The organism is Kribbella aluminosa (assembly GCF_017876295.1).
GTDB lineage: Bacteria > Actinomycetota > Actinomycetes > Propionibacteriales > Kribbellaceae > Kribbella > Kribbella aluminosa.
Genome location: NZ_JAGINT010000001.1, coordinates 1,043,299 through 1,068,196, shown reverse-complemented (window position 1 = coordinate 1,068,196; position 24,898 = coordinate 1,043,299). Strand labels below are relative to the sequence as shown.

At 69.9% G+C, this 24,898-nt stretch carries 25 protein-coding genes; 12 read left to right on the top strand and 13 right to left on the bottom strand.

The annotated features are described in order from the left end of the window. Positions 1 to 160: 160 nt before the first annotated feature. Positions 161 to 1,582, top strand: coding sequence for a N,N-dimethylformamidase beta subunit family domain-containing protein (locus JOF29_RS05300; protein ID WP_209693107.1), 1,422 nt, complete (start codon positions 161 to 163; stop codon positions 1,580 to 1,582). A 320-nt stretch (positions 1,583 to 1,902) separates the two neighbouring features. Here JOF29_RS05300 and JOF29_RS05295 read toward each other — a convergent pair whose 3' ends face one another. Further along, entirely contained in the window at positions 1,903 to 2,103 is a 201-nt protein-coding gene (locus JOF29_RS05295; RefSeq protein ID WP_209693106.1) for a hypothetical protein, read from the bottom strand. Between the two features lie 326 nt (positions 2,104 to 2,429). Between JOF29_RS05295 and JOF29_RS05290 the strand changes: the two genes are divergently transcribed. Continuing rightward, positions 2,430 to 3,710 (top strand): RNA polymerase sigma factor, encoded by a 1,281-nt coding sequence (locus tag JOF29_RS05290; protein ID WP_209693105.1) that lies wholly within the window; start codon positions 2,430 to 2,432, stop codon positions 3,708 to 3,710. A 74-nt stretch (positions 3,711 to 3,784) separates the two neighbouring features. After that, positions 3,785 to 4,567 (top strand): alpha/beta fold hydrolase, encoded by a 783-nt coding sequence (locus JOF29_RS05285; RefSeq protein WP_209693104.1) that lies wholly within the window; start codon positions 3,785 to 3,787, stop codon positions 4,565 to 4,567. Between the two features lie 57 nt (positions 4,568 to 4,624). On the opposite strand, the gene JOF29_RS05280 is transcribed toward JOF29_RS05285, so the two are convergent. The 4 genes from JOF29_RS05280 to JOF29_RS05265 all read right to left on the bottom strand — a co-directional run bounded on the left by JOF29_RS05280 (position 4,625) and on the right by JOF29_RS05265 (position 8,330). Further along, positions 4,625 to 5,251 carry a superoxide dismutase gene (locus JOF29_RS05280; protein ID WP_209693103.1) on the bottom strand — a complete coding sequence of 209 codons (627 nt, stop codon included), beginning with the start codon at positions 5,249 to 5,251 and terminating at the stop codon, positions 4,625 to 4,627. A 203-nt stretch (positions 5,252 to 5,454) separates the two neighbouring features. Continuing rightward, positions 5,455 to 6,264 carry an alpha/beta fold hydrolase gene (locus tag JOF29_RS05275; protein ID WP_209693102.1) on the bottom strand — a complete coding sequence of 270 codons (810 nt, stop codon included), beginning with the start codon at positions 6,262 to 6,264 and terminating at the stop codon, positions 5,455 to 5,457. Positions 6,265 to 6,299: 35 nt separating this feature from the next. Continuing rightward, positions 6,300 to 6,677, bottom strand: a complete 378-nt coding sequence (locus tag JOF29_RS05270; protein ID WP_209693101.1) for a YciI family protein — start codon at positions 6,675 to 6,677, stop codon at positions 6,300 to 6,302. Positions 6,678 to 6,845: 168 nt separating this feature from the next. Beyond that, on the bottom strand, positions 6,846 to 8,330 hold the full coding sequence (locus JOF29_RS05265; protein ID WP_245357453.1) for an LCP family protein: 1,485 nt from the start codon (positions 8,328 to 8,330) through the stop codon (positions 6,846 to 6,848). A 182-nt stretch (positions 8,331 to 8,512) separates the two neighbouring features. Between JOF29_RS05265 and JOF29_RS05260 the strand changes: the two genes are divergently transcribed. Beyond that, on the top strand, positions 8,513 to 9,460 hold the full coding sequence (locus tag JOF29_RS05260) for an NAD-dependent epimerase/dehydratase family protein (RefSeq protein WP_209693100.1): 948 nt from the start codon (positions 8,513 to 8,515) through the stop codon (positions 9,458 to 9,460). Between the two features lie 101 nt (positions 9,461 to 9,561). Here JOF29_RS05260 and JOF29_RS05255 read toward each other — a convergent pair whose 3' ends face one another. Further along, positions 9,562 to 10,461 (bottom strand): hypothetical protein, encoded by a 900-nt coding sequence (locus JOF29_RS05255; protein WP_307863158.1) that lies wholly within the window; start codon positions 10,459 to 10,461, stop codon positions 9,562 to 9,564. A gap of 25 nt (positions 10,462 to 10,486) precedes the next feature. After that, the gene (locus tag JOF29_RS05250) at positions 10,487 to 11,395 is read right to left on the bottom strand and encodes a GntR family transcriptional regulator (protein ID WP_209693099.1); all 909 of its coding nucleotides are present in this window, start codon (positions 11,393 to 11,395) and stop codon (positions 10,487 to 10,489) included. An 80-nt stretch (positions 11,396 to 11,475) separates the two neighbouring features. Between JOF29_RS05250 and JOF29_RS05245 the strand changes: the two genes are divergently transcribed. Together JOF29_RS05245 and JOF29_RS05240 are read left to right on the top strand one after the other, a co-directional pair. Then, a complete protein-coding gene (locus JOF29_RS05245) occupies positions 11,476 to 12,054 on the top strand; it encodes an HhH-GPD-type base excision DNA repair protein (protein ID WP_209693098.1) in 579 nt (192 codons plus the stop codon). A 123-nt stretch (positions 12,055 to 12,177) separates the two neighbouring features. After that, a complete protein-coding gene (locus JOF29_RS05240; RefSeq protein ID WP_209693097.1) occupies positions 12,178 to 12,768 on the top strand; it encodes a TIGR03086 family metal-binding protein in 591 nt (196 codons plus the stop codon). Here the strand turns inward: JOF29_RS05240 and JOF29_RS42725 are convergent. The 3 genes from JOF29_RS42725 to JOF29_RS05225 form a co-directional block, all read right to left on the bottom strand. Further along, the gene (locus JOF29_RS42725) at positions 12,718 to 13,098 is read right to left on the bottom strand and encodes a Rossmann-fold NAD(P)-binding domain-containing protein (RefSeq protein ID WP_245357926.1); all 381 of its coding nucleotides are present in this window, start codon (positions 13,096 to 13,098) and stop codon (positions 12,718 to 12,720) included. The genes JOF29_RS05240 and JOF29_RS42725 overlap by 51 nt on opposite strands. 124 nt (positions 13,099 to 13,222) lie before the next feature. Continuing rightward, complete coding sequence (locus JOF29_RS05230; protein ID WP_307863157.1) at positions 13,223 to 14,272, bottom strand: 2,4-dienoyl-CoA reductase FMN-binding domain-containing protein; 1,050 nt, start codon at positions 14,270 to 14,272, stop codon at positions 13,223 to 13,225. Beyond that, the gene (locus JOF29_RS05225; protein ID WP_209693096.1) at positions 14,269 to 14,811 is read right to left on the bottom strand and encodes a PadR family transcriptional regulator; all 543 of its coding nucleotides are present in this window, start codon (positions 14,809 to 14,811) and stop codon (positions 14,269 to 14,271) included. Before JOF29_RS05225 ends, JOF29_RS05230 begins: the two co-directional genes overlap by 4 nt. Before the next feature lie 124 nt (positions 14,812 to 14,935). Here JOF29_RS05225 and JOF29_RS05220 point away from each other — a divergent pair, with 124 nt between their 5' ends. Further along, positions 14,936 to 15,439 (top strand): cation:proton antiporter regulatory subunit, encoded by a 504-nt coding sequence (locus JOF29_RS05220; RefSeq protein ID WP_245357452.1) that lies wholly within the window; start codon positions 14,936 to 14,938, stop codon positions 15,437 to 15,439. A 2-nt stretch (positions 15,440 to 15,441) separates the two neighbouring features. Then, positions 15,442 to 16,659: a cation:proton antiporter gene (locus tag JOF29_RS05215; RefSeq protein ID WP_209693095.1), complete on the top strand. Its 1,218-nt coding sequence runs from the start codon at positions 15,442 to 15,444 to the stop codon at positions 16,657 to 16,659. 106 nt (positions 16,660 to 16,765) lie between these two features. Here JOF29_RS05215 and JOF29_RS05210 read toward each other — a convergent pair whose 3' ends face one another. The 3 genes from JOF29_RS05210 to JOF29_RS05200 form a co-directional block, all read right to left on the bottom strand. Continuing rightward, positions 16,766 to 17,251, bottom strand: coding sequence for a methylated-DNA--[protein]-cysteine S-methyltransferase (locus tag JOF29_RS05210; protein ID WP_307863156.1), 486 nt, complete (start codon positions 17,249 to 17,251; stop codon positions 16,766 to 16,768). Next, positions 17,248 to 17,820 carry a GNAT family N-acetyltransferase gene (locus JOF29_RS05205; protein WP_209693093.1) on the bottom strand — a complete coding sequence of 191 codons (573 nt, stop codon included), beginning with the start codon at positions 17,818 to 17,820 and terminating at the stop codon, positions 17,248 to 17,250. The genes JOF29_RS05210 and JOF29_RS05205 overlap by 4 nt, the downstream gene beginning before the upstream one ends. Positions 17,821 to 18,004: 184 nt before the next feature. Next, on the bottom strand, positions 18,005 to 19,297 hold the full coding sequence (locus JOF29_RS05200; RefSeq protein ID WP_307863155.1) for a bifunctional transcriptional activator/DNA repair enzyme AdaA: 1,293 nt from the start codon (positions 19,295 to 19,297) through the stop codon (positions 18,005 to 18,007). Positions 19,298 to 19,441: 144 nt separating this feature from the next. Between JOF29_RS05200 and JOF29_RS05195 the strand changes: the two genes are divergently transcribed. The 4 genes from JOF29_RS05195 to JOF29_RS05180 all read left to right on the top strand — a co-directional run bounded on the left by JOF29_RS05195 (position 19,442) and on the right by JOF29_RS05180 (position 24,871). After that, positions 19,442 to 20,182: an SDR family oxidoreductase gene (locus tag JOF29_RS05195; RefSeq protein ID WP_209693092.1), complete on the top strand. Its 741-nt coding sequence runs from the start codon at positions 19,442 to 19,444 to the stop codon at positions 20,180 to 20,182. A gap of 131 nt (positions 20,183 to 20,313) precedes the next feature. Further along, entirely contained in the window at positions 20,314 to 21,090 is a 777-nt protein-coding gene (locus tag JOF29_RS05190) for an LLM class flavin-dependent oxidoreductase (RefSeq protein ID WP_209693091.1), read from the top strand. Between the two features lie 72 nt (positions 21,091 to 21,162). Then, positions 21,163 to 22,170, top strand: coding sequence for a LacI family DNA-binding transcriptional regulator (locus JOF29_RS05185; RefSeq protein WP_209693090.1), 1,008 nt, complete (start codon positions 21,163 to 21,165; stop codon positions 22,168 to 22,170). A 112-nt stretch (positions 22,171 to 22,282) separates the two neighbouring features. Next, on the top strand, positions 22,283 to 24,871 hold the full coding sequence (locus JOF29_RS05180; RefSeq protein WP_307863154.1) for a glucosidase family protein: 2,589 nt from the start codon (positions 22,283 to 22,285) through the stop codon (positions 24,869 to 24,871). Positions 24,872 to 24,898: the final 27 nt, after the last annotated feature.

Here is a 24,898-nt window from a genome sequence, read left to right as displayed (position 1 = left end):
AGAGGGCTTCTCCCGGCAGCCTGCTGGTCGCGGCTCTCAGCGTTTACCAAGCATCGGGCTGCTTCCCTGCGTGCAGGGGGACACGATGCAACGTTGGATCTTGTGGTTGACGGTGACCTTGCTCGCAGTCGCGGGCTGCTCCGGCTCGCCCGCTCGGGCTGTGCGAAGTACACCAGCCGTTCCGACCCCGCTGGGTTCGCCGGGCACCGGGCAGAAAGTCGGGATCGGGACGTCGACCTCGAAGCAATGGCAGATAGCCCCGGCCCGGCTCGCCGGGCCGATGGAGCTCGCCGGCTACACCGACCGGACGAGTGTCCGCAGCGGTCAGCCGTTCCGGCTGTACGTGACCTCGACCGACGGCGCGTTCACCGTCCGCGCCTTCCGCATCGGCTGGTACGGCGGCGCCGGCGCGCGGCTGGTCTGGACCTCGGCCTCCGTCCCCGGGGTGCCGCAACCGGCGCCGGTCGTCGCGCCGGACGGCATGGTCAGCACGAACTGGAAGCCCTCGCTGACCGTCCCGACGACCGGATGGACGACCGGCACCTACCTGTTGTTGCTCACCGCGGCGAACGGCAAGGAGAAGTACGTCCCGATCACGGTCCGCTCGAACTCGGTCCGTGGCGCGGTGGTCATCGTGAACGCCGTCAACACCTACCAGGCCTACAACGCCTGGGGCGGCTACTCGCTTTACCACGGCCCGGACATGTCGTACGCCAGCCGTTCGCACCGGGTCAGCTTCGATCGCCCGTACGAAGGCAACGGTGCGCCGCTGCTGTTCCGGTTCGAGTTGCCGCTGCTCCAGCTGGCCGACCGGAGCGGCGTACATCTGGCCTATCTGACCAGCACCGACCTGGACACCGACCGGACCGCGCTGAGCGGCGCCCGGGGGTTCCTGTCGCTCGGGCACGACGAGTACTGGAGCCTGCCGATGCGCGCCGCCGTCACGCACGCGCGCGACGTGGGGACGAATCTGGGGTTCCTCGGCGGGAACTCGGTCTACTGGCGAGTGCGCTACGCCCCCGGCCGCCTCGGCCCGGACCGCATCATCATCTGCTACAAGGACGCGACCCTGGATCCGGTGCGGAACCGGCGGAGCACCACGGTCAGGTGGATGAGCAAGCCGTACCCGAATCCGGAGAACTCCCTGAACGGCATGCTCTACGTCTGCTACTCCCGCAGCGGCTCGTTCGTCGTCCACGAGCCGAAGTTCTTCCTCTTCGCCGGAACACACGCCGTCAACGGGTCGTCGTACCCCGGACTGGCAAGCGCCGAGGTCGACCGTGCCTATTCGATCCCGGGCACACCGGCCAATCTCGAAGTGGTGGCGCACTCGCCTGTGAGGTGCGGAACCAGGCCTGTCTACACGGACGCGGCGTACTACACGGTCCACTCCGGAGCCGCAGTCTTCAACACCGGATCGATGAACTGGATCTCCAGCCTCGCCGGCCCGCCATCGGCCACCGTGGCGTTCGCCCGCACCGTAACCCTCAACCTCCTGCGCGGCATGGCAGCAGGTCCCCTCGGCCGAAAACACCCGTCAATCGGCAACCTCCACACGCTCCGCACAACCCTTCACGCCTAGGGGTCTACCCTCATCCGGTGACCTCGCCCAGACATGCGGCGGCAGTTCGCTAGTCCCGTCGTCCGCTCCCCGGGTGCCCCGCAGTACGGCGTCTTCGCACCAACCAGATCCGAGTACGCCGACCTCGCTGCCACCCAGCCGCCTCCACCCGCGCGAACCTGCAACACCTCGCAGGAGACGCCGAAGTCGTGCAGACCGATCTGTTCCCGCCGGGTACGGCGGACCTGATCGTGTGCAACCCGCCGTGGATCCCCGCGAAGCCCCTCACGCTCCTCGACCAGGCGGTGTACGACGAGGGCAGCCGCATGCTCCGCGAATTCCTACGTACGGACCGTGAGCACCTGCGACCGGGAGGTGAGGTGTGCTTGATGCTGTCGGACCTGGCCGAGCTCCTTCGGCTCAGGACGCGGGCCGAGCTCCTGCAGCTGGTCCGGGCCGACGGGTTGGCGGGCGCCGGGCGCCGGGATGTGCTGCCACGGCACCGCCGCGCGCGATCCGGTGAAGCCACCTCCCTCGGGCAACTGCGGCCGCTCCGGAACCCGCGCACGCTCCGACAGTTACAGGCGCTCAGCTCAGATCCGTGGACGGTCGGCCGTCCACGGCAACCGGGGTGCGCCACACCGACCGCAAGTTCAGGGGTTCACCTCTCGCATTGCCCCTTCACCCCCTGCACACCCTTGGTGAACGGGCAATGGGAGAGGTGAACCCCTGAAAGTACGCCGGACCGTCGTACGCCGGCTTGTCCAGCAGGCGCAGGGGGGTTCCGTCGGTGGTTCGGAGGTCTCGGGCTAGCGGGGTCAGTGCGGTGTGCAGCGGGTCCACTTCGGCAGTGTCTACTATCGGCGGGGTGACGGTAGCTGAGGCGCAGGGGGCGGTCGACGCGGTCTGGCGGATCGAGTCGGCGCGGATTGTCGCGGGGGTCGCGCGGATCGTCCGGGACGTCGGGCTGGCCGAGGAACTCGCGCAGGACGCGCTGGTGGCGGCGCTGGAGCAGTGGCCGGAGTCCGGCGTACCGAAGAATCCGGGCGCCTGGCTGATGGCGATCGCGAAGCGCCGGGCGATCGACCTGATCCGGCGCAAGGAGACGTACCAGCGCAAGCTCGCCGAGCTGGGCCACGAGCTGGAGATCGGCGGCGAGAGCGTCGAGGACAGCGTAGAAGACAGGGTGGAGGCGATCCTCGAGGACCACATCGAGGACGACCTGCTCCGGCTGGTGTTCACCGCCTGCCACCCGGTGCTGACCATGGACGCCCGGGTGTCGCTGACGCTCAAGCTGCTCGGCGGCCTGAAGACCGACGAGATCGCCCGCGCGTTCCTCGCCCCGGAGGCGACGATCGCGCAGCGGATCGTGCGGGCCAAGCGCAACCTGGCGAAGGCCGGCGTCGAGTTCGAGGTGCCGTCCGGCCCGGAACTGCTCGCCCGGCTGCAGTCCGTCCTCGAGGTCGTGTACCTCGTCTACAACGAGGGGTACTCCGCCACCACCGGCGACGACTGGATGCGCCCGGCGCTGTGCAACGAGGCGATGCGCCTCGGCCGGCTGCTCGTCGAGCTGATGCCGACCGAACCCGAAGTACTCGGCCTGCTCGCCCTGATGGAGCTGCAGTCCTCCCGCGCGAACGCCCGTACCGGCCCGGACGGCGAGCCGGTGCTGCTGCTCGAGCAGGATCGCCGCCGGTGGGACCGCCTGCTGATCCGCCGTGGCCTCGAGGGCATCGACCGCGCGTGGGCCCTGGAGACCCCACCCGGCCCGTACCTCCTGCAGGCTGCGATCGCCGCCTGCCACGCCCGCGCCGCCGACCCCGACGACACCGACTGGGCCCGGATCGCCGGCCTGTACGCCGTCCTCGCACAGGTCACGCCGTCTCCGGTGATCGAGCTCAACCAGGCGGTCGCGATCTCGATGGCGTTCGGCCCGGAACGCGGACTCCAGGCGGTCGACCTGCTCGCCGACGACCCGTCGCTGAAGGACTACCACCTGCTGCCGAGCGTCCGCGGTGACCTGCTGTTCAAGCTCGGCCGCCTCGACGAGGCCCGCACCGAGTTCGAGAAGGCCCGCCGCCCTCACCCGCAACGAACGCGAACGCAAACTCCTCCTGGAACGAGCGGCGACCTGTTCGGAGTGATCTAGGTCACACGGTGTCGATCCGGTCCGCGAACCCTCGACGCAGGGGTGAAGACCTACTCACCCAGGAGGAACCCACCATGGAAACCGTTGTCTCGAAAGACGGCACCACCATCGCCTACGACCGGCGCGGCAGCGGGCCTGCACTGGTTCTCGTCGACGGCGCGCTCTGCTCGCGTGCGCAGGGTCCGATGCCCGACCTCGCCGAGGCGCTCGCGGACCGGTTCACGGTCTACAACTACGACCGGCGCGGGCGCGGCGACTCCGGGGACAGCGGCGAGTACGCCGTGGACCGCGAGATCGAGGACCTGGCCGCGGTGATCGAGGCGGCCGGCGGGTCGGCGTACGTGTACGGCTCGTCGTCCGGCGCGGCGCTCGCGCTCCGGGCCACCGCGGCCGGGCTGCCGGTCGAGAAGCTGGTCGCCTTCGAGCCGCCGTACGTCGTCGACGGCAGCCGCAAGCAGATCCCGCGCACGTGGGTCGCGGACCTGACCGCGCTCGGGCCGGACGACGCGATCAAGTACTTCTTCACCAAGGGCATCGGGCTGCCCGGGATCCTGGTCACGATGATGAAGCTGATGCCGGCCTGGAAGAACATGCGGGCGATCGCGCACACGCTGCCGTACGACGCGCAGGTGGTCGGCGAGAACTGTTTCGGCGAGCCGATGGACGCGGCGCAGTGGGCGTCGATCGACCAGCCCGTGCTGGTGGTGAGCGGCGGCAAGAGCCCCGCCTGGATGAAGGCGTCGACGCGGGCGCTCGCGGACGCAGTCCCGGACGCCGAGCACTCCGAGGTACCGGGTCAGAACCACGTGATCAAGGCGTCGGCGATCGCTCCGGTGATCGCGGATTTCTGTGGCTGACAACTGCGAAGGGCGCTCGGCCGGAGCCGGGCGCCCTTCGTCGTACTACGTGCTGCTTCAGGCGCCGGTGATGAGCGCCGCGGCACCGGAGCGGGCCGCGTCGAAGCGGGCCTGCGCGTCGGCCCAGTTGACGACGTTCCACCACGCCTTGACGTAGTCGGGCTTCACGTTCTTGTACTGCAGGTAGAACGCGTGCTCCCACATGTCCAGCATCGCGATCGGGATCTGCCCGGCCGGCAGGTTGCCCTGCTGGTCGTACAGCTGGTGGATCAGCAGCTGGCCGCCCAGCGCGTCCCAGCCGAGGATCGCCCAGCCGGAGCCCTGGATGGTGGTCGCGCTCGCGGTGAAGTTCGCCTGGAAGGAGTCGAACGACCCGAAGAACTCGTCGATCGCCGCGCCCAGCTCGCCGTCCGGCTTGTCGCCGCCGTCCGGGGACAGGTTCTTCCAGAAGATGGAGTGGTTGACGTGCCCGCCGAGGTTGAAGGCCAGCGTCTTCTCCAGCCCGACGATCGAGCCGAAGTCACCCTTGTCGCGGGCCTCGGCCAGCTTGTCCAGGGTGTCGTTCAGACCCTTCACGTAGGTCGCGTGGTGCTTGTCGTGGTGCAGCTCCATGATCTCGCCGGCGATACTCGGCGCGAGCGCGCTGTAGTCGTAGGGGAGGTCGGGAAGCGTGTACGTGGTCAACTCTGCTCCTTCGTCGGGGCCCAGCGGGGGCCGATATCTCTCCGATGTCCTGGTTCAGCGACACCAGCTTGAAACTTCAACCACGGTTGAGGTCAAGTAGCCACGCGGGCGACGCGGCACTCGGACCGGTGCCCGGTACGACCGCGATCACACCCCTGCGCACCCACCGGACACCTCCAGCTTCACATACTCTCCCCAGCAGCCTACGGGCGAGTCTCACCTCGGGCTTCCAGCTCCGCACGGAACGCCTCCGCGAACGTCTCCGGAGCGTCGACCATCCCGGTATGACCGCCCGGGTAGCGGACCGGCTCGACGCCCAGCAGACCGGCGAGTGCGGTCGACGTACGCTCGCAGAGCTGGCCGGTCGAGTCCGCGCCGATCCCGACCACGATGTCGACCTCACGGAGCCTGTCGACGTCCGGGAGCCAGGTGATGCTCTCGCGCATCTCGTGGTCGAACCAGAATCGCTCGTCGGCCACCTGCTTCGGGTCCCGGTCGCCGCCGAACATCGCCTCGGCCACCTCGCCGGGGAGGAAGATGTTCGCGAGCTGGAAGAACTGCTTCCAGGCGCCGACCACGTCCCCGGCGCGGTAGTCGGCCATCAGCTTCTCGGACTTGGCGAGCAGCTCGTCCGCGTCCGGCAGCAGCCGGTCGAGCGGGGGCTCGTGCGCGATCACCGTGCGCACGACCTCCGGGTGGTACTGCGCGAGCGCCAGCGCGGTGACGGCTCCGCCGCTCGATCCCAGTACGACGGCCGGGCCCGCGTCGACGTGCCGGATCAGCTGGGCGAGATCGTCGGCGCGCTGCTCCGGGCGCGACGTACCGCCGGGTGCCAGCGTGCTTCGCTTGACGCCGCGCGGGTCCAGGGTCAGGACGGTGTGGCGGGGCGCCAGCAGGTCGGCCAGCGGGGCGAACGCGTCCGCGTCCATCGGTGCGCCGACCAGGACGACCAACGGGCCGCTGCCGCGCACTTCGTAGTACAGCTCTGCGTCGGATACCTCGTATGTGCTCATGCCCCTCCCACGGATGGAAGGGGCAGGAATGGACATCAGCCCGCGAACACGTCCGAATCCGGGCCGAAGTCGGCCTCCTCGACGACCCGCCGTACCTCGACCTCGTCCTGCAGCGCCTCGGCCAGCCGGGCCGCCCACTCGATGGCCTCGTCGCGGTTGCGGACCTCGACGACGATCATGCCGCCGACCAGCTCCTTGGTCTCCGCGAACGGGCCGTCGGTGACGGTGCGCTTACCACCGTCGACCTTCACCCGGGCGCCGAGCGAACTGCGGTGCACGCCTTCGGCGAACAGCAGTACGCCGGCCTTGGACAGGTCCTCGACGACCTTGCCGACCCCTTCGGCCACCTCCGGCGGCGGGAACTTCCCGGCCTCGCTGCCCGCATCCGCCTTGTTGATGATCATGTAACGCATCGCTGCTCCTCGTGTGGGTCGATCACTTACTCTCACGTCGAGCGGGGCCGGCCCGGATCGACACCGGATGCCGAGTCAGTTCGGTAGGCGGATCTGCACGCAGGCAGAACCCCTCGATCACGGGCTGAAACCACGCTGAGACGGGGGTTCTGCTGGCGTGCGGATCCACTACCTCGGCTGGTCGCCGGAGGGGCGGTAGGCGCAGGCGTCCGCGAGGTTCTGGGTAGGCCCCGGGGGCGGGGTGGTGGTTGGGGTGGTGGGCTTACGGGTGGCGGTCGGGGTTGTGGGGGTGACCGGGGTGTTGGGGGTGACCGGGGTGTTGGCCGGGGCGGGGTCTGCGTCGATGGCTGTCTGGACGGTGTCGCGGAGGGCCTTGTAGTCGGGGTGCAGGTACTTGAGGCGGAGCTTCTCGGCGTCGAGCGTGACGTTCGAGACCGTTGCCGACTTCACCTTCAGCGCCAGCTCCACCATCGCGGGCAGCAGCTCCTGCGGGATGTCCGTCCGGAGCAGATGCTGCCCGGCCTTCGCGATCGCCTTGTACTTCGTGACCAGCGTCTGCGGATCCGCCGCGTCAACGATCGCCTTGATCACGCACCGCTGCCGCACCTGCCGCTGGTCGTCGTCGGCGCCGTACCGCCCGCGCGCGAACCACAGCGCGTGCCGCCCGTCCAGGTGCTGCTTCGGCCCCGGCTCGATCCACTCCTTCGGCGGGATGTGCGAGCTGCTGATGCCGCCCATCGCGACCCGCTCGTTGACGTTCACGGTGATCCCGCCGAGCGCGTCGACGATCTCCGGGAAGCTCTGCAGGTTCACCTGCAGGTAGTAGTCGAGCTTCAGCCCGGTCGCCTCACCGACCGACTGCTTCACCACGTCCGCGCCCTCGTTGTCCGACGGGCCGAGGATTCCGGGGTGCGCGTCCGGGATGTTCTGGTACATCGCGGTCAGCATCCACTCCAGCCGCCCGTCCAGGCTCAGCCCTTCCTTGCCGAACCCGTCCGGGTAGAACCTGCGCAGCGGCGAGTCCGCCGGGAACGGCATGAACGTCAGGTTCCGCGGCATCGAGATCAGCGACGTGTTCCCGGTCCTGGTGTCGATGCTCGCGACGATCACGGTGTCGGTCCGCACGCCCTGGCGACTCGGCGCATCGTCACCGCCGAGCAGCAGCAGGTTCAGCCGCGGCCGGTCCGCCCACGGATCCTTCACGTTGACGGTGGTCGGCCGGGTGGCGCTCTTGCTCTCGCCCTGCGCCTGGAACACGTCCTGCACCAGCGTCCGCTGCGCCAGCACGGTCTGTACGCCGACCGCCGCCGGCGCCGCGATCGCGAAGCACAGCACGCCGACGAACAGCGCGCCGCCCACCCGCCCGCCGGTACCACCCGTTGCCGGACGCAACGACCGGTGCGAGCCGACGACCACGACGATCCAGAAGAAGGCGAGCGCCGCGATCAGGACCGAGGTGATCAGCAGCCGGCTCGGGACGACGGCGGCCGCGATCACTTCGTCGCGCCGGGTCAGGGCGACGTACGCCGCGACGCCGACCAGCGCGAGGAACACCGTGAGCACGAACGCACCGAGCTTACGGCGCCCGCCGACGATCAGTCCGAGTCCTGGAAGCAGTGCGCCCAGCAGGGTGAACCCCAGCAACTTCGGCATCGACCGCGGCCGCCTCGCCGTCGCGCGCGCACTCCCCATCGGCTCCCCTGTCGCCGTTCCACACCTCAGAACCAGTGTGCGGTACAGACCGGACCTTCACCTGTTCAGACGTGTTACAGGGTCATTCGGTTGTCGATCAATCCAGTCGCGGCCGCCGGGGGGCGGGGATAGGTTGGGCGGCTGTGCGGATACTGATTCTGGGTGGGAACGGTTTTGTCGGGCGTGCGGTCGTGGACGACGCCCTGGAGCAGGGCGCGCAGGTCGCGTCGTTCAGCCGAGGGGTGAGCGGTACGCCGCTGCCGCCCGGCGTCGTGCAGCTGCTCGGCGATCGGGCGAGCGGGGACTACTCGGCGCTGAAGACCGGTGAGTGGGACGCGGTCGTCGATCTGAGCGGCTACCAGACCAACGAGGTCGACGCGGCGATGGACGTGCTCGGCGACCGGGTCGGGCGGTACGTGTTCGTCTCGAGCCACGCGGCCTACGCTCGCGGCCTGCCACCCGGTACCGACGAGACCGCGCCGCGCCGGGAGCCCCTGCGCGCCGCCGACGAACTCACCAACGAGACCTACGGCCCGTGCAAGGTCGCCTGCGAGGACGACGTCCTCGAGCGCTACGGCGACCGCGCGACGATCGTCCGTCCGGGCCGGGTCACGGGTCCGGGTGACACCGCGAGCACGGTCTTCTACTGGGTACGGCGTGGCGCCGCCGGCGGCCGGGTCGCGCTTCCGACGAAGCCGGAGCAACCGCTGCAGTTCGTCGACAGCCGTGACGTCGGGCGACTGGTGGTCCAGCTGATCACCGACGCCCGGTCCGGCGGGTACAACGCGGTCGGGCCGTTCAGCACGATCGCCGAACTGATCGAGACGTCGGCCGAGCTGTCCGGCACCACGGTCGACCTCGTCCAGGTGCCGCGGGACGCCGCACCGGCGCGCTTTCCGCTGCTGGAGCCCGAGGCCGAGTGGGGCGGACGACGCCGCGATCCGGCCAAGGCACGGGCCGCAGGGATGTCGGTCACCCCGTTCCGCCAGACCGTCGCCGACCTGCTGCTGTGGGACCAAGACCGCGGAACCCCAGAGCTGGACTACGGCTTCACCCCCGAACAGGAGCAGCAGCTCCTCGCCGCCCAATAGCTGCGGCGCGTCCGCGCCGTCCTCCGGACCAGCGGCTCCGCCAACCTCCCGACCAGCGGCTGCCGCCCCCGCCACCTTCCGCCCCGGCCAGGAGGACCGCGTTACTCGGGGAGGGCCAGCGTTCGGCCGGCGTCTCTTGCGGCGTTGATGGAGCGGGTGAGGGTGTCCTTCAAGGCCGTGGCTTCGTCGGTGAAGCCTTCTACAACCGCGGTGTCGCCGGCTGGTTCGGTGCGGGCGAGGAGTTCGATGTAGCGGTCGCCGTCCTCGAGGGCGGCCTCGGCGCGGAGGGCGGCGTCGGCGGAGCGGACTCGGTCGGCGTACTGGTCGAGGAGGTCGACCTTGCGTTTGATCGCCTCGGCGGACAGCGCGAGCGCGCGGCGTTGCGGACCCAGTACGGCGTCCAGCTCGGCGGACTTCGCGCCGCGGGCGATGTCCTTCTGCCGGGCCCGCAGTACCGTCTGCTCCCGGAGCACCTGCGCGATGTCCCACAGCTGTTCCGGCAGGACCAGCTCGTTCTTCACGTCGTCGAGCAGCCCGCGCCGCGTGACAGTTGCCTCTAGCACCGTTTTCACCGCGCGCTGCGCCCGCCCGAGCAACCACCCGGCCTCGCTGTCGAAGTCCTCCGGCAGCAGGTACTTCCGGTGCTGCTTCCGGACCGCCTTGTGCCCGCGGTCCTCGACCATCGACTTGGCCAGGATCCCGCCGGTCGCCAGCACCGCGACCCCGGCCAGCGCGACCGCTCCCCACGCCGCCACCGCGGTCGGCAACGTCGCCGCCATCACGAGCAGCGCGAGGATCCACCCGCCGACACACACCGCGACCCACACCAGCAACGTGCCGAACGTGTTGCCGGGCGCCGCCGACCAGGACGTCTCGCGCTTCGGCCTCGGCGCGTCGGCCGCCACGAACAACTCCGGCCTGCGCTCGTACAACCGGCGTACTCCCGCCGGCACATCCGGCGCGAACACAGGCTCCATCGCCACCTCCGGAGAAGTCGTCACCACTCAGCGTAATGGGTCGGGTCGCTCACCTGCGCGCCTCCAAGCCGTCCAGAAACACGCCGAGGCCGAACTCGAACAGCTGATCCAGGTCGTACTCGTAGTCGAACCCGTCCGCCAGCAACTCACGGAACGCCCCCAGGTTCCCGGCCGCGATCATCGCCGCCAACTGGTCGGTCTGGTGCGTCACCCACTCGTCCGCGGTCTCGCCGGTGTCCTGCTCGGCCTGCGCCTCGGACTCCATCACCAGCGCGATCCCACGGACGTACGCGAACAGGCTGATCATCGTCGACATCGCGGCGCCCTTGTCCAATCGATACAGTTCGAACCCGCGGAGCGCGCCGAGCACCGCGTCCGTGTGCGGCAACAACCGCGGCACCAGCTGCGGCCGGCTCAGACTGATCGCACTCGCGAGCCACAGATGCTTCCGGTACGCCGCCCAGTGCACGCGCGCCACCATCGCCACCGCGTCCCGCCAGTACTCCGGGATCTCGCCGAGCGGGAACTCCGCGATCACCTCGTTCACCATCTGGACGACGAGCGCGTCCTTGCCGCCGACGTACCGGTAGAGCGCCATCGTCGACACCCCGAGCTCGGCCGCGATCCGCCGCATCGACAGCGCCGCCAGCCCCTCGGTGTCCGCGATCGCGACGCCCATCCGGACGACCTCGTCCCGGTTCAGATCCAGCGCGCCGTCGGCGGCAGCGGTACGCCGGGCCCGCGGCGGCGGGCCCACGACGGTCCCGACTCCGGGTGACGCGTGCACGAGCCGCTCGGCCTGCAGTACCTGCAACGCCTTGGTCGCGGTCGCCATCGCCACCCCGAAGTCCCGCGTCAACGCCCGCGTCGACGGCACCCGGTCACCCGGCAGCAACTCCCCCGCCTCGATCCGCCGACGCAGCGCGGCCGCGATCACCTGGTACGGCGCCTCGGTCATCCGATCCCTCCCCAACTAGTGCGCATACATCGTACGCGCACTAGGGGCGGGAGGGCCTGCTCCGTGTCAAGATGGGCGGCATGCTGCGCGAACTGCACCTCACCGGCAATCCGGACGCCGACAAGTTGCTCAACGACGACCCGTTCGCCTTGCTGGTCGGCATGCTGCTGGACCAGCAGTACCCGATGGAGCACGCCTTCTCCGGCCCGCTGAAGATCGCGAACCGGATGGACGGCTTCGACCTGCACAAGATCGCGGCGACCGACCTCGAGACGTTCGTCGAGCTCAGCGTCACCCCGCCGGCCATCCACCGGTACGGCGGCTCGATGGCCCGCCGGGTGCATGCGCTCGCCCAGGAGATCATCGAGAAGTACGACGGTGACGCCGCCAACATCTGGCTCGCCGGCCGCCCGAAGCCGGACGGCACCGAGGTACTGAAGCGGCTGAAGGCACTGCCCGGTTTCGGCGAGCAGAAGGCGAAGATCTTCCTCGCGCTGCTCGGCAAGCAGCGCGGCGTCGCCCCGAAGGGCTGGCGCGAGGCGGCCGGCAACTACGGCGACCGCGGCTCCCGGCGCTCGATCGCGGATGTCACCGACGCCACCTCGCTGCTGCAGGTCCGCAACTTCAAGAAGGCCGCGAAAGCCGCCGCCAAGGCCTGATCCGCGCGACACCCGGACCCGATCTGTTCCAGCTCGGCGCGGGATGTCCCTTGTACTCCACGCGATTCCCTGCGAAGTCAGCCTTCCAGCCTTATGGTTACTAAGGCAACGGGAGGAGCGCGGATGGACATCCGGGATCTGGATCGTCGGGCCGGTGCAGTGCTCGGGGAAGTTGTCATGCAGGTGCGGCCCGAGCAGCTGTGGTTCCCCACCCCGTGCCCGGACTGGACGGTGCGCGGGCTGATGCGGCACCTGGTCAGCCAGAACGAGGGCCTCGCCGCCGCGGCGCTGAACGGCTCGGCGTCGTTCCACAGCTGGAACGGCGGCCGGCTCGCCGACAACCCGGCCGGTGCGTACCGCCGCTCGAACGTGCGGGTCGCCGACGCGTTCGCCGACGGCGGCGCGCTGGACCGGCTGGTGGAGGTCCGCGAGTTCGGCTCGTTCCCGCGCCGGATCGCGCTGACCTTCCACCAGCTCGACTGCATCGTGCACGCCTGGGACCTGGCCCGCGCGATCGACGTCCCGTACAAGCCGCCGCCGGACATGGTCGAACAGGCCCTCACCCTGGCCCGCCGGATCCCCGACACCGAGACGAACCGCGGCTCCGGCTACGCGTTCGAGCGCAGCGTCAAGGTCTCCGGCACGGCCCCCGACCTCGACCAGCTACTCGGCCTCCTCGGCCGCAACCCGGAGTGGGTCTCCCCGCTCGACTGAGTACTCGGGCAGGTCGATCGCGTCCGGCGTACCGCCCGCCAGCTTCTTCAGCGCGCCGGTCATCATCCGCGACGTCATCACCCGCAGCACGAAGTCGCGGTACGCGATCCCGAACGCCGACATCGGCATCGCCATCTTGATCCCGCCCGGCGGAAGCTCCATCCGCTGTGCGACGTACGCCTGCATCCGCCGCTGGTACGCCGGGAACGCCCGGACGTGATCGCCCGCCGCCGCGGCCAGCTCCCCCGCCAGTACGTACGCCCCGACGAGCGACAGCGCCGTACCGTGACCGGCCATCGGCGAACCGCAGTACCCGGCGTCACCGACCAGCGCGACCCGCCCACGCGACCAGTCCGGTACGACGACGCGGCTGGTGGTGTCGAGGTAGAAGTCGCCGGCCGCTTCTGAGCGTCGATGTCACGCCGGTCGTAGCTCAGGACCGGCGACCGGAAGCTCAGCAGCGCCTTCGCGTACCGCGGGTCCCGGTCCGGCCGCAGGGCGACCCAGCGACCGCGCGGCGCCGTGTAGTTGCCTTCAGCACCCATTCCGGATCGGCCAGGAAGGGGCGGGCCATGCTGACCATGTCTGCGTCACCGCGGGCCAGCACCTCCTCGGCGACCTGTGGCAGGTTGATCCGGTTCGAGGTGACGACCGGGATGTTCACGTGCGGTTTGAACGCCGCGGTCACGGACGTGAACGCCGCTCGCGGTACGGACGTGACGATGGTCGGCACCCGCGCCTCGTGCCAGCCGATCCCGGTGTTGATGATCGACGCCCCGGCCGCCTCGATCTCCTTGCCCAGCGCAACCACATCGTCCCAGCTCTGACCGCCCTCGACCAGGTCGGCCATGGACAGCCGGTAGATGATCAGGAAGTCCTTGCCGACCCGCTCCCGGGTCCGCCGGACGATCTCGACCGCGATCCGCCGCCGGTTCTCCGGGCTGCCGCCCCAGCGGTCGGTCCGCTGGTTCGTCCGCTCGGACAGGAACTGGTTGACGAAGTACCCCTCGGAGCCCATGATCTCGACCCCGTCGTACCCGGCCTCGCGAGCGAGCGCCGCGCAGTCGACGTACGCCGTGATCTGCTTCAGCACGCCGCCGTCGGACAGGGCGCGGGGTTTGAAGGGGTTGATCGGGGCCTTGAGCGCGGACGCGGAGACGCTGAACGGGTGGTACGAGTACCGGCCGGCATGCAGGATCTGCAGGGCGATCCGGCCGCCTTCGGCGTGCACCGCATCGGTCAACCGGCGATGAGCTCGGGCTTGGCGGTTGCTGGCCAGCTTCGACCCGAACGGCGTCAGCCAGCCCTGCCAGTTGGGCGCGTAGCCGCCGGTCACCATCAGCCCGACGCCACCCCGGGCCCGCTCGGCGAAATACGCCGTGAGCTTGGGCAGATCGCTCAACCGGTCCTCGAGCCCGGTGTGCATCGAGCCCATGATCACGCGGTTCGGCAGCACCACATGGCCGAGGTCCAACGGTTCCAGCAGGTGCGGATACGCGGTCACGCCGAGTCCTTCCGTAAGGCGTCGATCACCTCGTCGCACCAGGCGACGAAGGACTCCTCGGCACGGATGCCGCCGCGAAGTACGAGGTACTGGTGCAGTTCACGGCCGTGCAACGTGGCCGGCTTCGGGAAGTCGCGCTTCTGGATCCCGCGGTACACCTCGCGGCGGGTGGCGTGCTCCGCCCGGTGCCGCTCGACCTCCTTCAGCACCACGTCCACGTCGCCGACCGAGGCGCCGCGGAGCTTCACGCCGAGACCGTCCCGCAGTACGGCGGGATCGGCCGGCTCGGCCAGCCAGCGGGTCAGCTCGGTACGGCCGGCCGCCGCGATCCGGTAGACCTTCTTGTCCGGGCGGCCGTCCTGCGCGATCTCGGTGTGCTTCACCCAGCCGGCGTCGTCCATCCGCCGCAGCACCCGGTAGATCTGCTGGTGGGTGGCCGGCCAGAAGTACCCGATCGAGCGGTCGAACCGGCGGGCCAACTCGTACCCGGAACCGGCCCGCTCGGTCAGCGAGACCAGGATCGCGTGCTCCAGCGCCATGAACCGAGGCTACCTATGCAACTCGTTGCACTGCACCTGATTGCATCCCATGTCACATCGTTTGTCCGCACGTGGCTTGTCCGGTTTGAGAGAATTGATTGCAGACGCCTTGTATTAACGACCAATGGATTCGGAGTACCTCATGGACGCCCAGGCCCACCCGACGAAGACGACGCTGCCCGGCATCGGTCTCCGGTACGACCTGGTCACCGAGTCCGGAAAACACGTCTCGGTCGTGGCGCACAACGACGGCCGCCGGTTCCTCGGGTTCCACAAACCGGAGGACGACGACGAGTGCCAGGCGTCGGTCCCCTTAGGCCAGGGCGAGGCGGCGGCACTCGCGCAACTGCTGCTCCCGGAGCGGATCGACCCGGTCCGCGGTGAGATCGAGATCGACCTGGTCACCGAGCACATCCCGGTCACGGCCAAGTCGCCGTACTCCGGGCGGACGCTCGGCGACACCCAGGCCCGCAGCCGTACCGGTGCCTCGATCGTGGCCGTCCTGCGGCGGATCGGGGCGACCCCGTCGCCGACGCCGGACTTCCGGTTCGCGATCGGGGACACGCTCGTCGTGGTCGGCACTCGTGAGGGCGTGGACGCGGTGGCCGATCTGATCGCGGGGGGCTGACCATGCACGAGAACATCACCGCGCTGCTGATCGAGCTCGGCGCGGTCATCCTTGCCCTGGGGGTGCTCGGGCGGATCGCCGGGCGGCTCGGATTCTCCCCGATTCCGCTGTACCTGCTGGCCGGGCTGGCGTTCGGGCACGGCGGGATCCTGCCGCTGGCCGCGAGCGAGGAGTTCGTCGCCACCGGCGCCGAGATCGGCGTCATCCTGCTGCTGTTGCTGCTCGGTCTCGAGTACACGGCGTCCGATCTGGTCGGCACATTGAAGACGCAGTACGTGTCGGGAGCGGTCGACTTCCTGCTGAACGCGTTGCCCGGTGCGGCTGTGGCGTTGCTGCTCGGGTGGGGTCCGGTGGCGGCGGTCGCGCTTGCCGGTGTCACGTGGATCTCGTCGTCCGGGGTGATCGCGAAGGTGGTCGGCGATCTCGGGCGGCTGGGTAATCGCGAAACGCCTGTGGTGCTGGGGATTCTGGTGCTCGAGGACCTGTCGATGGCGGTCTACCTGCCGATCCTGACCGCGCTGCTCGCGGGCGTGGGGCTGGCCGGCGGGAGTATCACGTTGCTGATCTCGCTCGGGACGGTGAGCGTCGTACTGTTCATCGCGCTGCGGTACGGGCGGGTGATCAGCCGGGCGGTGTCGTCGGACAACCCGGAGATGCTGCTGCTCGTCGTACTCGGACTGACACTGCTCGTCGCGGGTATCGCCCAGCAGTTGCAGGTGTCGGCGGCGGTCGGGGCGTTCCTGGTCGGGATCGCGTTGTCGGGCGAGGTCGCGCACGGCGCGCGGAACCTGCTGAGTCCGTTGCGGGACCTGTTCGCGGCGGTGTTCTTCGTGTTCTTCGGGTTGAGCACGGATCCGCGGAAGATCCCGCCGGTACTCGCGGTCGCGTTCGGCCTCGCCGTACTGACGATGCTGACGAAGATCGCGACCGGGTGGTTCGCCGCCCGGCGCGCGGGCATCTCCCGCGCGGGGCGCTGGCGGGCCGGTGGGACGCTGGTCGCGCGCGGTGAGTTCTCGATCGTGATCGCCGGGTTGGCGGTCGGCGTCGAGCCGAAACTCGGCCCACTCGCGACGGCCTACGTCCTGATCCTGGTCATCCTCGGCCCGGTAGCCGCCCGCTACACAGAACCCATCGCCCGCCGCCTCACCCGCAAACCAGCAGCAGTCACCGACGCCCCGGCCGCCGAACGACTCGACGACACCGTGAACACCCCCAGGTGACGGACCGCCAGCACTCACCAACGTCCCTTGCAACCGGGGCTACCGCCTTCAGCGAGCGTGAGCGCACCGAGAGCGCTCGGGTTGGTGAGTGGCTGGCGTCCGCCGTTTAGAACAAGGCGTCCCCGCGTTCGTGATCGAGCAGCGCGCGCTTCCGCTCGATGCCCCCGCCGTACCCGGTCAGGCTCCCGGTCGACCCGACCAGCCGGTGGCACGGGACGATGATGCTGATCGGGTTCTTCCCGTTCGCCAGCCCGACCGCCCGCGCCGACTGGGGCTTCAGCCCGAGCGCGGCAGCCAGCCCGCCGTACGTCGTTGTCTCGCCGTACGGGATGTCCTGCAGGGCAGACCAGATCTGCCGCTGGAACGCCGTACCGGCAAGACGCAGCGGTACGTCGAACGTGCTCCGCCCGTGGTGGAAGTATTCGTCCAGCTGCTCCGCGACCGCGGGCAGGATCGTGTCGTCGCGGTCGCCGAACGTCGCCTCGTCCGGGCGGTACCGCTGCCGATCCAGGTACAGCCCCGTCAACTCACCCGCATCGGTCCCCACGAGCGTGAGCGGACCGAGCGGGCTGTCGACGACGGCGTACGTCACCGGGTGGACTCCCACTGCGCGCGGTCGATCCGGTAGAGCACGTGCCGCTTCAGCCGGTGCCCGTCCTCGATCCGCGGGTGGTCGAAGTCGCCGGCCTCGTCGTGCACCATGCCGATCCGCTGCATCACCCGCTGCGACGGCACGTTCGTGGTCGCGGTGAACGACACGATCTCGTCCAGCCCGCCCGGCCCGAACCCGTGCCCGAGCGCGGCCCGCGCCGCCTCACTCGCATAGCCGTTGCCCCAGGCCCCCTTCGCGAGCCGCCAGCCGATCTCGACGGCCGGCAGGCTGCTGTCCGCTGTCATGAAGGGCGCCTGGAAGCTCGGCACCGACAGCCCGGTGAACCCGATGAACTCGCCGGTCTCCCGCACCTCCAGCGCCCACAGCCCCCAGCCGCGCTCGTCGATCAGCGGAATGTTCCGGTCGATCAGCCCGTCGCTCTGCTCCCGCGTCTGCAGCGCCGGGAAATGCTCCATCACCGCCGGATCCGCATTCAGCGCGGCGTACGGATCCCGGTCGGAATCCCGCCACTGGCGCAGCAGCAGACGGTCTGTGGACAGCTCGGTCATCCATCACTCCACTGGGATCTTGTTGATCGCATGGTCGCCGGTGGCCCACAGGTACTGCACCGCGTACGCACGCCAAGGCCGCCACGCGCGAGCGTGGTCGGTCAGTGGTTTGGGGGCCTCGGGCAAGCCTAGATCACGCGCGGCGTAACGGATACCTAGATCGCTGGCCACAAAGGCGTCCGGGTCACCCAGCGCGCGCATCGCGATCGACTCCACCGTCCACGGCCCGATCCCGGGGAGTGCGGTCAGTTGCTCGCGGGCCCGATCCCAGTCGGCGCCGGCGCTCAGGTCGATGTCGCCGTTCGCGAGCGTGCCGATCAGCGTAGTGAGCGTCGTACGTCGGGTCTTTGGGAACGCCAGCGCCTCCGGGTCCAGCCCGGCCAGCGCCTGCATCGTCGGGAACAGATGCGTGAGCCCGCCGCCCGGATCCTCGATCGGCTCGCCGTGCTGCAGGACCAGGCGATGCGCGTGCGTGCGAGCGGCTGCGGTCGACACCTGCTGACCGAGGACCGCGCGGACGGCGAACTCCTCGCCGTCGACCGTGTGCGGAACGCGCCGGCCCCGGCGCCTTCGCGATCAGTGGCGCGAGCACGGGATCGGTACTGAGCAGGTCGTCGACGGCGACCGGGTCCGCGTCCAGGTCGAGCATCCGGCGGCAGCGGCTGATCGCGATCGCGAGGTCCCGCTGGTCGGTCAGCGAGAGCTGGCAGGCGATGTGGTCCGGCATCGGCCGGAGCGCGACGACACCGTGACCGTGCGGGAGCCGGAGCGTACGGCGGTAGTGCCCGTCGCGCCACTCCTCCACTCCCGGTACGCCGGTCGCGATCAGGTGGCCGAACAGGTTGTCGGGCGTCAGCGGTGCGCGGAACGGGAGCCGCAGCGAGATCGTGCCGGGCGCGGTGGCCGACGTACCTCTGCGGGCTCGGCGACGGAGGTCCGTCGGGGCGAGCGCGAAGACCTCCTGCACGGTCTCGTTGAACGTCCGTACGCTCGAGAACCCGGCGGCGAAGGCGACGTCCGCCATCTGCAGCTCGCTCGTCTCGATCAGCAGCCGCGCGGTCTGCGCACGCTGCGCGCGGGCGAGCGCGAGCGGCCCGGCGCCGAGCTCGGCGAGTAGTTGCCGCTGCACCTGCCGCACGCTGTACCCGAGCCGGGTGGCCAGCCCCGGTACGCCGTCACGGTCGACGACGCCGTCCGCGATCAGGCGCATCGCCCGGGCGACCAGGTCGGCGCGGTCGTTCCACTCCGGCGATCCCGGGCTGGCGTCCGGCCGGCACCGCTTGCAGGCGCGGAACCCGGCCTGCTGGGCGGCGGCCGCGCTCGGGTAGAACCGCATGTTCTCGACCTTCGGCGGCACCACCGGACAGCTCGGCCGGCAGTAGATCTTCGTGGTCAGCACCGCCGTGAAGAACCACCCGTCGAACCGGGCGTCCTTCGACTGGACCGCGCGGACGCATCGCTCCCTGCATTCGTACACGCTGTCCAGCATCCCTGCCGCCACCGACAATCACTAGCGGATTTACGACGTGGAGGTGGGACCGGCATCCGCGGTTATGCGACGCCAGGATCCGGTGTCGGATTCTCGCCAGCTTCGCGGAGCGCGGGGAGGTGAGATTGAAACATGAACGAACTACTTGGCAAGAAGGCACTGGTGACCGGCGGCAGCCGCGGGATCGGCGCGGCGACCGCCGTCGCGCTGGCGGAGCGCGGGGCCGATGTCGCGATCACGTACAGCACGTCCGCGGACGCCGCGGCGACGGTGGTGAAGGAGATCGAGGGGCTCGGGCGGCGCGGGTTCGCGTTCGCGGTCGACGCGGGTGACGTGGTGGCAGCGGCGGACGGCGTACGGCTGGCCGCGGAAGCCCTTGGTGGGTTGGACATTCTGGTCAACAACGCGGGCGTCGGGGCGATCGCACCGATCGGTGAGCTCGCGGCCGCGGACATCGACCGGGTGCTGGCGGTGAACGTCCGCGGCGTGTACGCGACCACGCAGGCCGCCGTACCGCTGCTCGCCGACGGAGCACGCCTGATCCACCTGGGCAGCTGCGTCGCCGAGCGGGTTCCCTTCGCCGGTATGACGCTGTACGCGATGAGCAAGTCGGCACTGACGGGCCTCAGCAAGGCGCTCGCCCGCGAACTCGGCCCGCGCGCCATCACCTCGAACGTCGTCCAGCCCGGCCCCATCGACACCGACATGAACCCCGCCGACGCCCCCTCGGCCGAACCCCAACTCACCAACCTGGCCCTCCCCCGCTTCGGCACCCCCGCCGAAGTAGCCGCCGCCATCACCTACCTGGCCGGCCCCCAAGCCGCCTACATCACCGGCACCGAACTAACCATCGCAGGCGGCCACACCGCCTGACCCCGGACCCCCAGGCCATCACAATCGAGCCGCCAGCCGCCCGTCCCGCGGAGACCACAACCGAAGGCCGCAATTGTGATGGCCTGGAGATCCGCTCCGGCCTGTCGGTGGCGCGTCGTAGCGTGCGGGACATGAAGTTCTCGGTGACGGTCGGGGCGGCGGGCCTGGGGCGGGACCCGCGGGGGTTGGCGGAGTTGGCGCGGGTGGTGGAGGGCTCCGGCTGGGACGGGTTGTTCCTGGAGGACTACCTCGTCTACCAGGGGGATGCGAGCCTGCCGACGTACGACCCGTGGGTCTGCCTGGCGGCGATCGCGACGGCCACCGAGCGGATCCGGATCGGTACGACGGTGACGCCGCTGCCGCGCAGGCATCCGTGGAAGGTGGCGGCCGAGGTCGTGGCGCTGGATCAGTTGTCGGACGGGCGGATGATCCTCGGGGTCGGGAGCGGTGATCCCGGGGATCCGTTCATGGAGCGGCGGAGTGCGCGGGTGCTGGCCGAGATGCTTGATGAAGGGCTGGAGGTCATTGAGCGGTTGTGGAGCGGTGAGGCGGTCAGTTTCAGCGGGAAGTACTACACGTTGGACAACGTGCGGCTGGCGGCGCGGGCGGTGCAGCGGCCTCGGGTGCCGATCTGGGTGGGTGGCAACATGCTGGTTCCCGCGGTACGACGGAGGGTTTGGCGGTGGGGTGGATCGTGTGCGTACAAAGGGAATACGGGCGCTCCGCAGGAGGTCACGCCGGATGATGTACGGCGGTTGCGGGCCGGGCGGGAGATCGAGGTGAAGGTGAGTGGCGGGGATCCGGCGGCGTTTGCCGCGGCGGGGGCCGCGTGGTGGGGGAGGTGGATCGCGCCGGGGCCTGTCGCGGACACGCTGGGGATCGTCCGGCAAGGGCCGCCCGCGCTCTGAACCGTTGACAGCAGGACAGGGCTGGGGAGAGACTGCGGGTGATTTGAACGTTCAAACCTGCGGGAGGGCGCCTTGGCTACGTTGAAGCAGGTGGCTGCTCACGCCGAGGTGTCCGTCCAAACGGTGTCGAACGCTCTCAACGCCCCGCACCGGCTGCGCGCCGACACCCTCGAACGGGTGAACCGCTCGATCGAACTCCTCAACTACCGCCCCAATCGTAACGCGCGCAGCCTGCGCACCAGCGCGGTCGAGCTGATCGGGTACTGCGTGCCGAGCTGGCCGGACCAGACACACCTGGTGATGGACCAGTTCCTGCACGCCCTCTGCGCCGCCGCCGAACGGACCGGCCGGCACATCCTGCTGTTCACCGCGCCGCCCGGCGTCGACGGCATGCCGACGTACGACGATCTGCACGCCCGCCGGATGGTCGACGGGTTCGTACTGTCGCAGACCGAGACGCACGACCCGCGGCACGGCTGGCTGAAGCAGCAGGGCATCCCGTTCGTGAGCTTCGGCCGGGTGTGGAAGCAGACCATGCAGCCCGGCCCGTGGGTGGACGTCGACGGTGCGACCGGTTCCGCGATCGCGGTCCGGCACCTGTACGACACCGGCCGCCGCCGGATCGCCTTCCTGGGCTGGCCGAAGTCGTCCGGGCTCGCCGAGGACCGGCTGGCCGGCTGGCGTACCGCCTGCAAGAGCCTCGGCGTACCGACCACCGGCCTGGCCGTCCGTTGCCGCGCCGACAGTATCGAGGAGGGCGCCCGCGGCACCGCGCGGCTGCTCGACTCCGGTCGCGGGTTCGACGGGATCGTTGCCCTGAGCGACGTTCTCGCGCTCGGCGCGCTTCGCGAACTGACTGCCCGCGGGCTCACCCCCGGCGCCGACGTCGGCGTCGTCGGGTACGACGACTCGCCGCTCGCGGAGGTCGTCTCCCCGGGCCTGACCAGCCTCCGGCAACCGATGGAACGGATCGCCGAGGAGCTGATCACGATCCTCACCGGCAGCCCCGGCGACGGCTCGCCGGCCGAACGCCTGCTGCTGCCCGAACTGGTGATCAGGGGCAGCTCCGCCCCTGGCTGATTCCGGCGCTTCCCCCGGGCGCCGCGAAGGAGGAACCGCCATGACTCCCCATCCGACCCGAAGTAGCTCACCCCCGCACAGGCGAGGGCCGGTACGACGCTCCGTCGGCATCGTGCTGCTCGCAACCGCGACCGTCCTCGCCGGCTCAGCGTCGGCCCTGGCCGGCCCGTCCACAACCGGCCCGTCCAGCGCCGCCTCGTCCGCCGCGACGACAGCGTCGGCCCCGTCCGAGCTCTCCGAGACCACAAGGCTTGCGGACCGGCGTTCACTCGTGGTCGGCGATCGCGCGTACGCGATGGGCGACGAGTCCGGCCTCTACCCCGCGGCCGGCTGGCACGTCCGCGGCGAGATGGGCGGCTTCTGGACGCAGCCGATCAAGCTCCTGGACGGCATCTGGTTCGGCCTCGACGGGAACTGGCTCGGCAAGCAGGTGCCGGCCGCGAAGTACACCAGCGGACACGGCTACAGCCGGATCGACTACTCCGGCTCCGTGAACGTCCGCCGTACCGACTTCGTCCCCGACGGGATCCGCGCCACGCTGGTCGGCCTGACGTTGAGCTCGAGTACGGCGAAGACGGTCAAGCTGAACGTCGACGCGCACTCCGAGCTGATGCAGCCGTACCCGTGGGACTGGACCGCCCCGACCGCGATCGACGCCAACCTGCCGGACACCGGTGCCTTCGTCGATGGCTCGCTGCGGTTCCGCGAGCAGGGCACCCCGTCGTACCCGAACGCGAAGCCGCACGACTTCGCCGCCTTCGTCGGATCGTCCCTGCGTCCGACGGGCCACGAGCTCGGCCCGGACCACCGCGGTCCGCAGAGCCCGGCGGTGATCTGCCCGAAGGACGGTACGACGCCCGCGCGGTGCGACGACTCGCTCACCGGTAAGGGCACCGGCGGCGGGCTGACGTACGACGTACCGCTGAAGGCCGGCGAGCAGAAGACGATCTGGTTCGCCGTGGCCGGATCGGACCAGGGCAGCAAGGCCGCGGAAAACGAGTTCCGAAACGCCTTGCGCAACCCGGACATGTTGCTCCGGGCAAAGACCGCGGCGCGGCAGCAGCTCGACGCGCAGTCCGCAGTGGACCTTCCTGGTGACCGGCTGCTGCAGCAGAGCGTCGAGTGGAGCAAGCAGAACCTGGCCGACTCGGTGCAGCAGGCGAACAATCTGCAGATCCGGGACGTGAACGAGGGCAAGGACTACCCGGCGCCGCTCGGGTCCGTGCCGACGGCCCGCTGGTTCGGGGCCGGCTTCCCGGACTATCCGTGGCTGTTCGCGACCGACGGCGAGTACACCGCTTTCGCGGCCGTCGCGGCCGGTCAGTTCGACACCGTGAAGCAGCACCTGCGCGCGCTCCGCGACGTCAGCGACATCCTGAATAACCGCAGCGGCAAGGTCGCGCACGAGGTGACGCCGACCGGCGACGTGTACTTCGGCTCGAACCAGAGCGCGGGCAACACCGACGAGACGGTGAAGTTCCCGAGCACGGTCGCGCTGCTCTGGCGGTGGACCGGCGACAACAAGTTCCGCGACGAGATGTACGACTTCAGCGTCCGGAACCTGCAGTACGTCTACAAGAACCTCGACAAGGACGGCGACGGCTGGCCCGAGGGTCTCGGGAACGTCGAGCGGTCCGGGATGGGCGTGGAGAAGCTCGACAACGCGGTCTACCTCATGCGCGGTCTGCGCGACCTCGCCGACCTGGCCGCGTCCAAGCACGACACGAAGATCCAGCAGTGGGCGACCAGCCGCGCGAACGACCTGGAGTCCCGCTTCGAGGCGCAGTGGTGGGTGCCGAAGGCGATGGGGTACGCCGACTCGATCGACGACCCGGCCAACCCGGCGAACGACAACACCCCGATCTTCCAGCGGCACTGGATCGGCGTGACCCCGATGGAGGCGGTACTGTCCCGCCCGGGCGGGACATCGCCGCTCGCCTCGACCGAGCACGCGAACGTCGCCCTCGACCAGCGCGAGAAGCCCTGCTACACCGGGGAGTTCGGCCTGTTCCACACCGGCACCGGGCCGACCTCGGACCCGAAGGGCAATCCGGGCGCGTCCTGTGACGGCGTGCTGTCGCAGGTGCCGAGCGAGCGCAGCATCTTCGGCCTGAACACCTCGATCATGGCGGTTGCGGAGGGCAACTTCGGCCGCCTGGGCACGAAGCAGCAGCAGGTGTACACCACCGGCAACGCACGGATCCAGCTCGACCCGTCGGTGTGGGAGACTCCGGGCGCGATGCCGGAGATCGCGCCGTCGCCGGACTCCCCCGCCAACATCGGCCGGGCGTTCTACGACCGCTCGATGGCGCTGCAGGCCTGGGGTACGTACGGCATCCTCTGGCCGGTGATCCACCAGCAGCTCGGTGTCGATCCGGACCTGGGCCACGGGCGGATCTCCGTCGTACCGCAGCTCCCGCAGGGTCAGCCGAAGGTGGCCGGCAGCAACATCCGGGTCGGCCGCGGGTCCGTCGACGTGTCCGCGAGCCTTGCAGGTAAGGCGTTGACGACTGACGTGACCGCGAAGGGCATCGGCGCGGCGCTGACGGCCGGCGCGGTCCTGCCGTCCGGGGCGAAGGTCCGGAGCGTGACGGTGAACGGCCACGCAGCGTCGTACCAGCTCGTCACCACCAGCCGCGGGACGGAGGTCCAGGTGCCGGCGCGCGGTGCGCACACGGCGCTGGTGATCACACTGCAGTAGTTTTCGAGACGAACCGGCCGGTGTGCA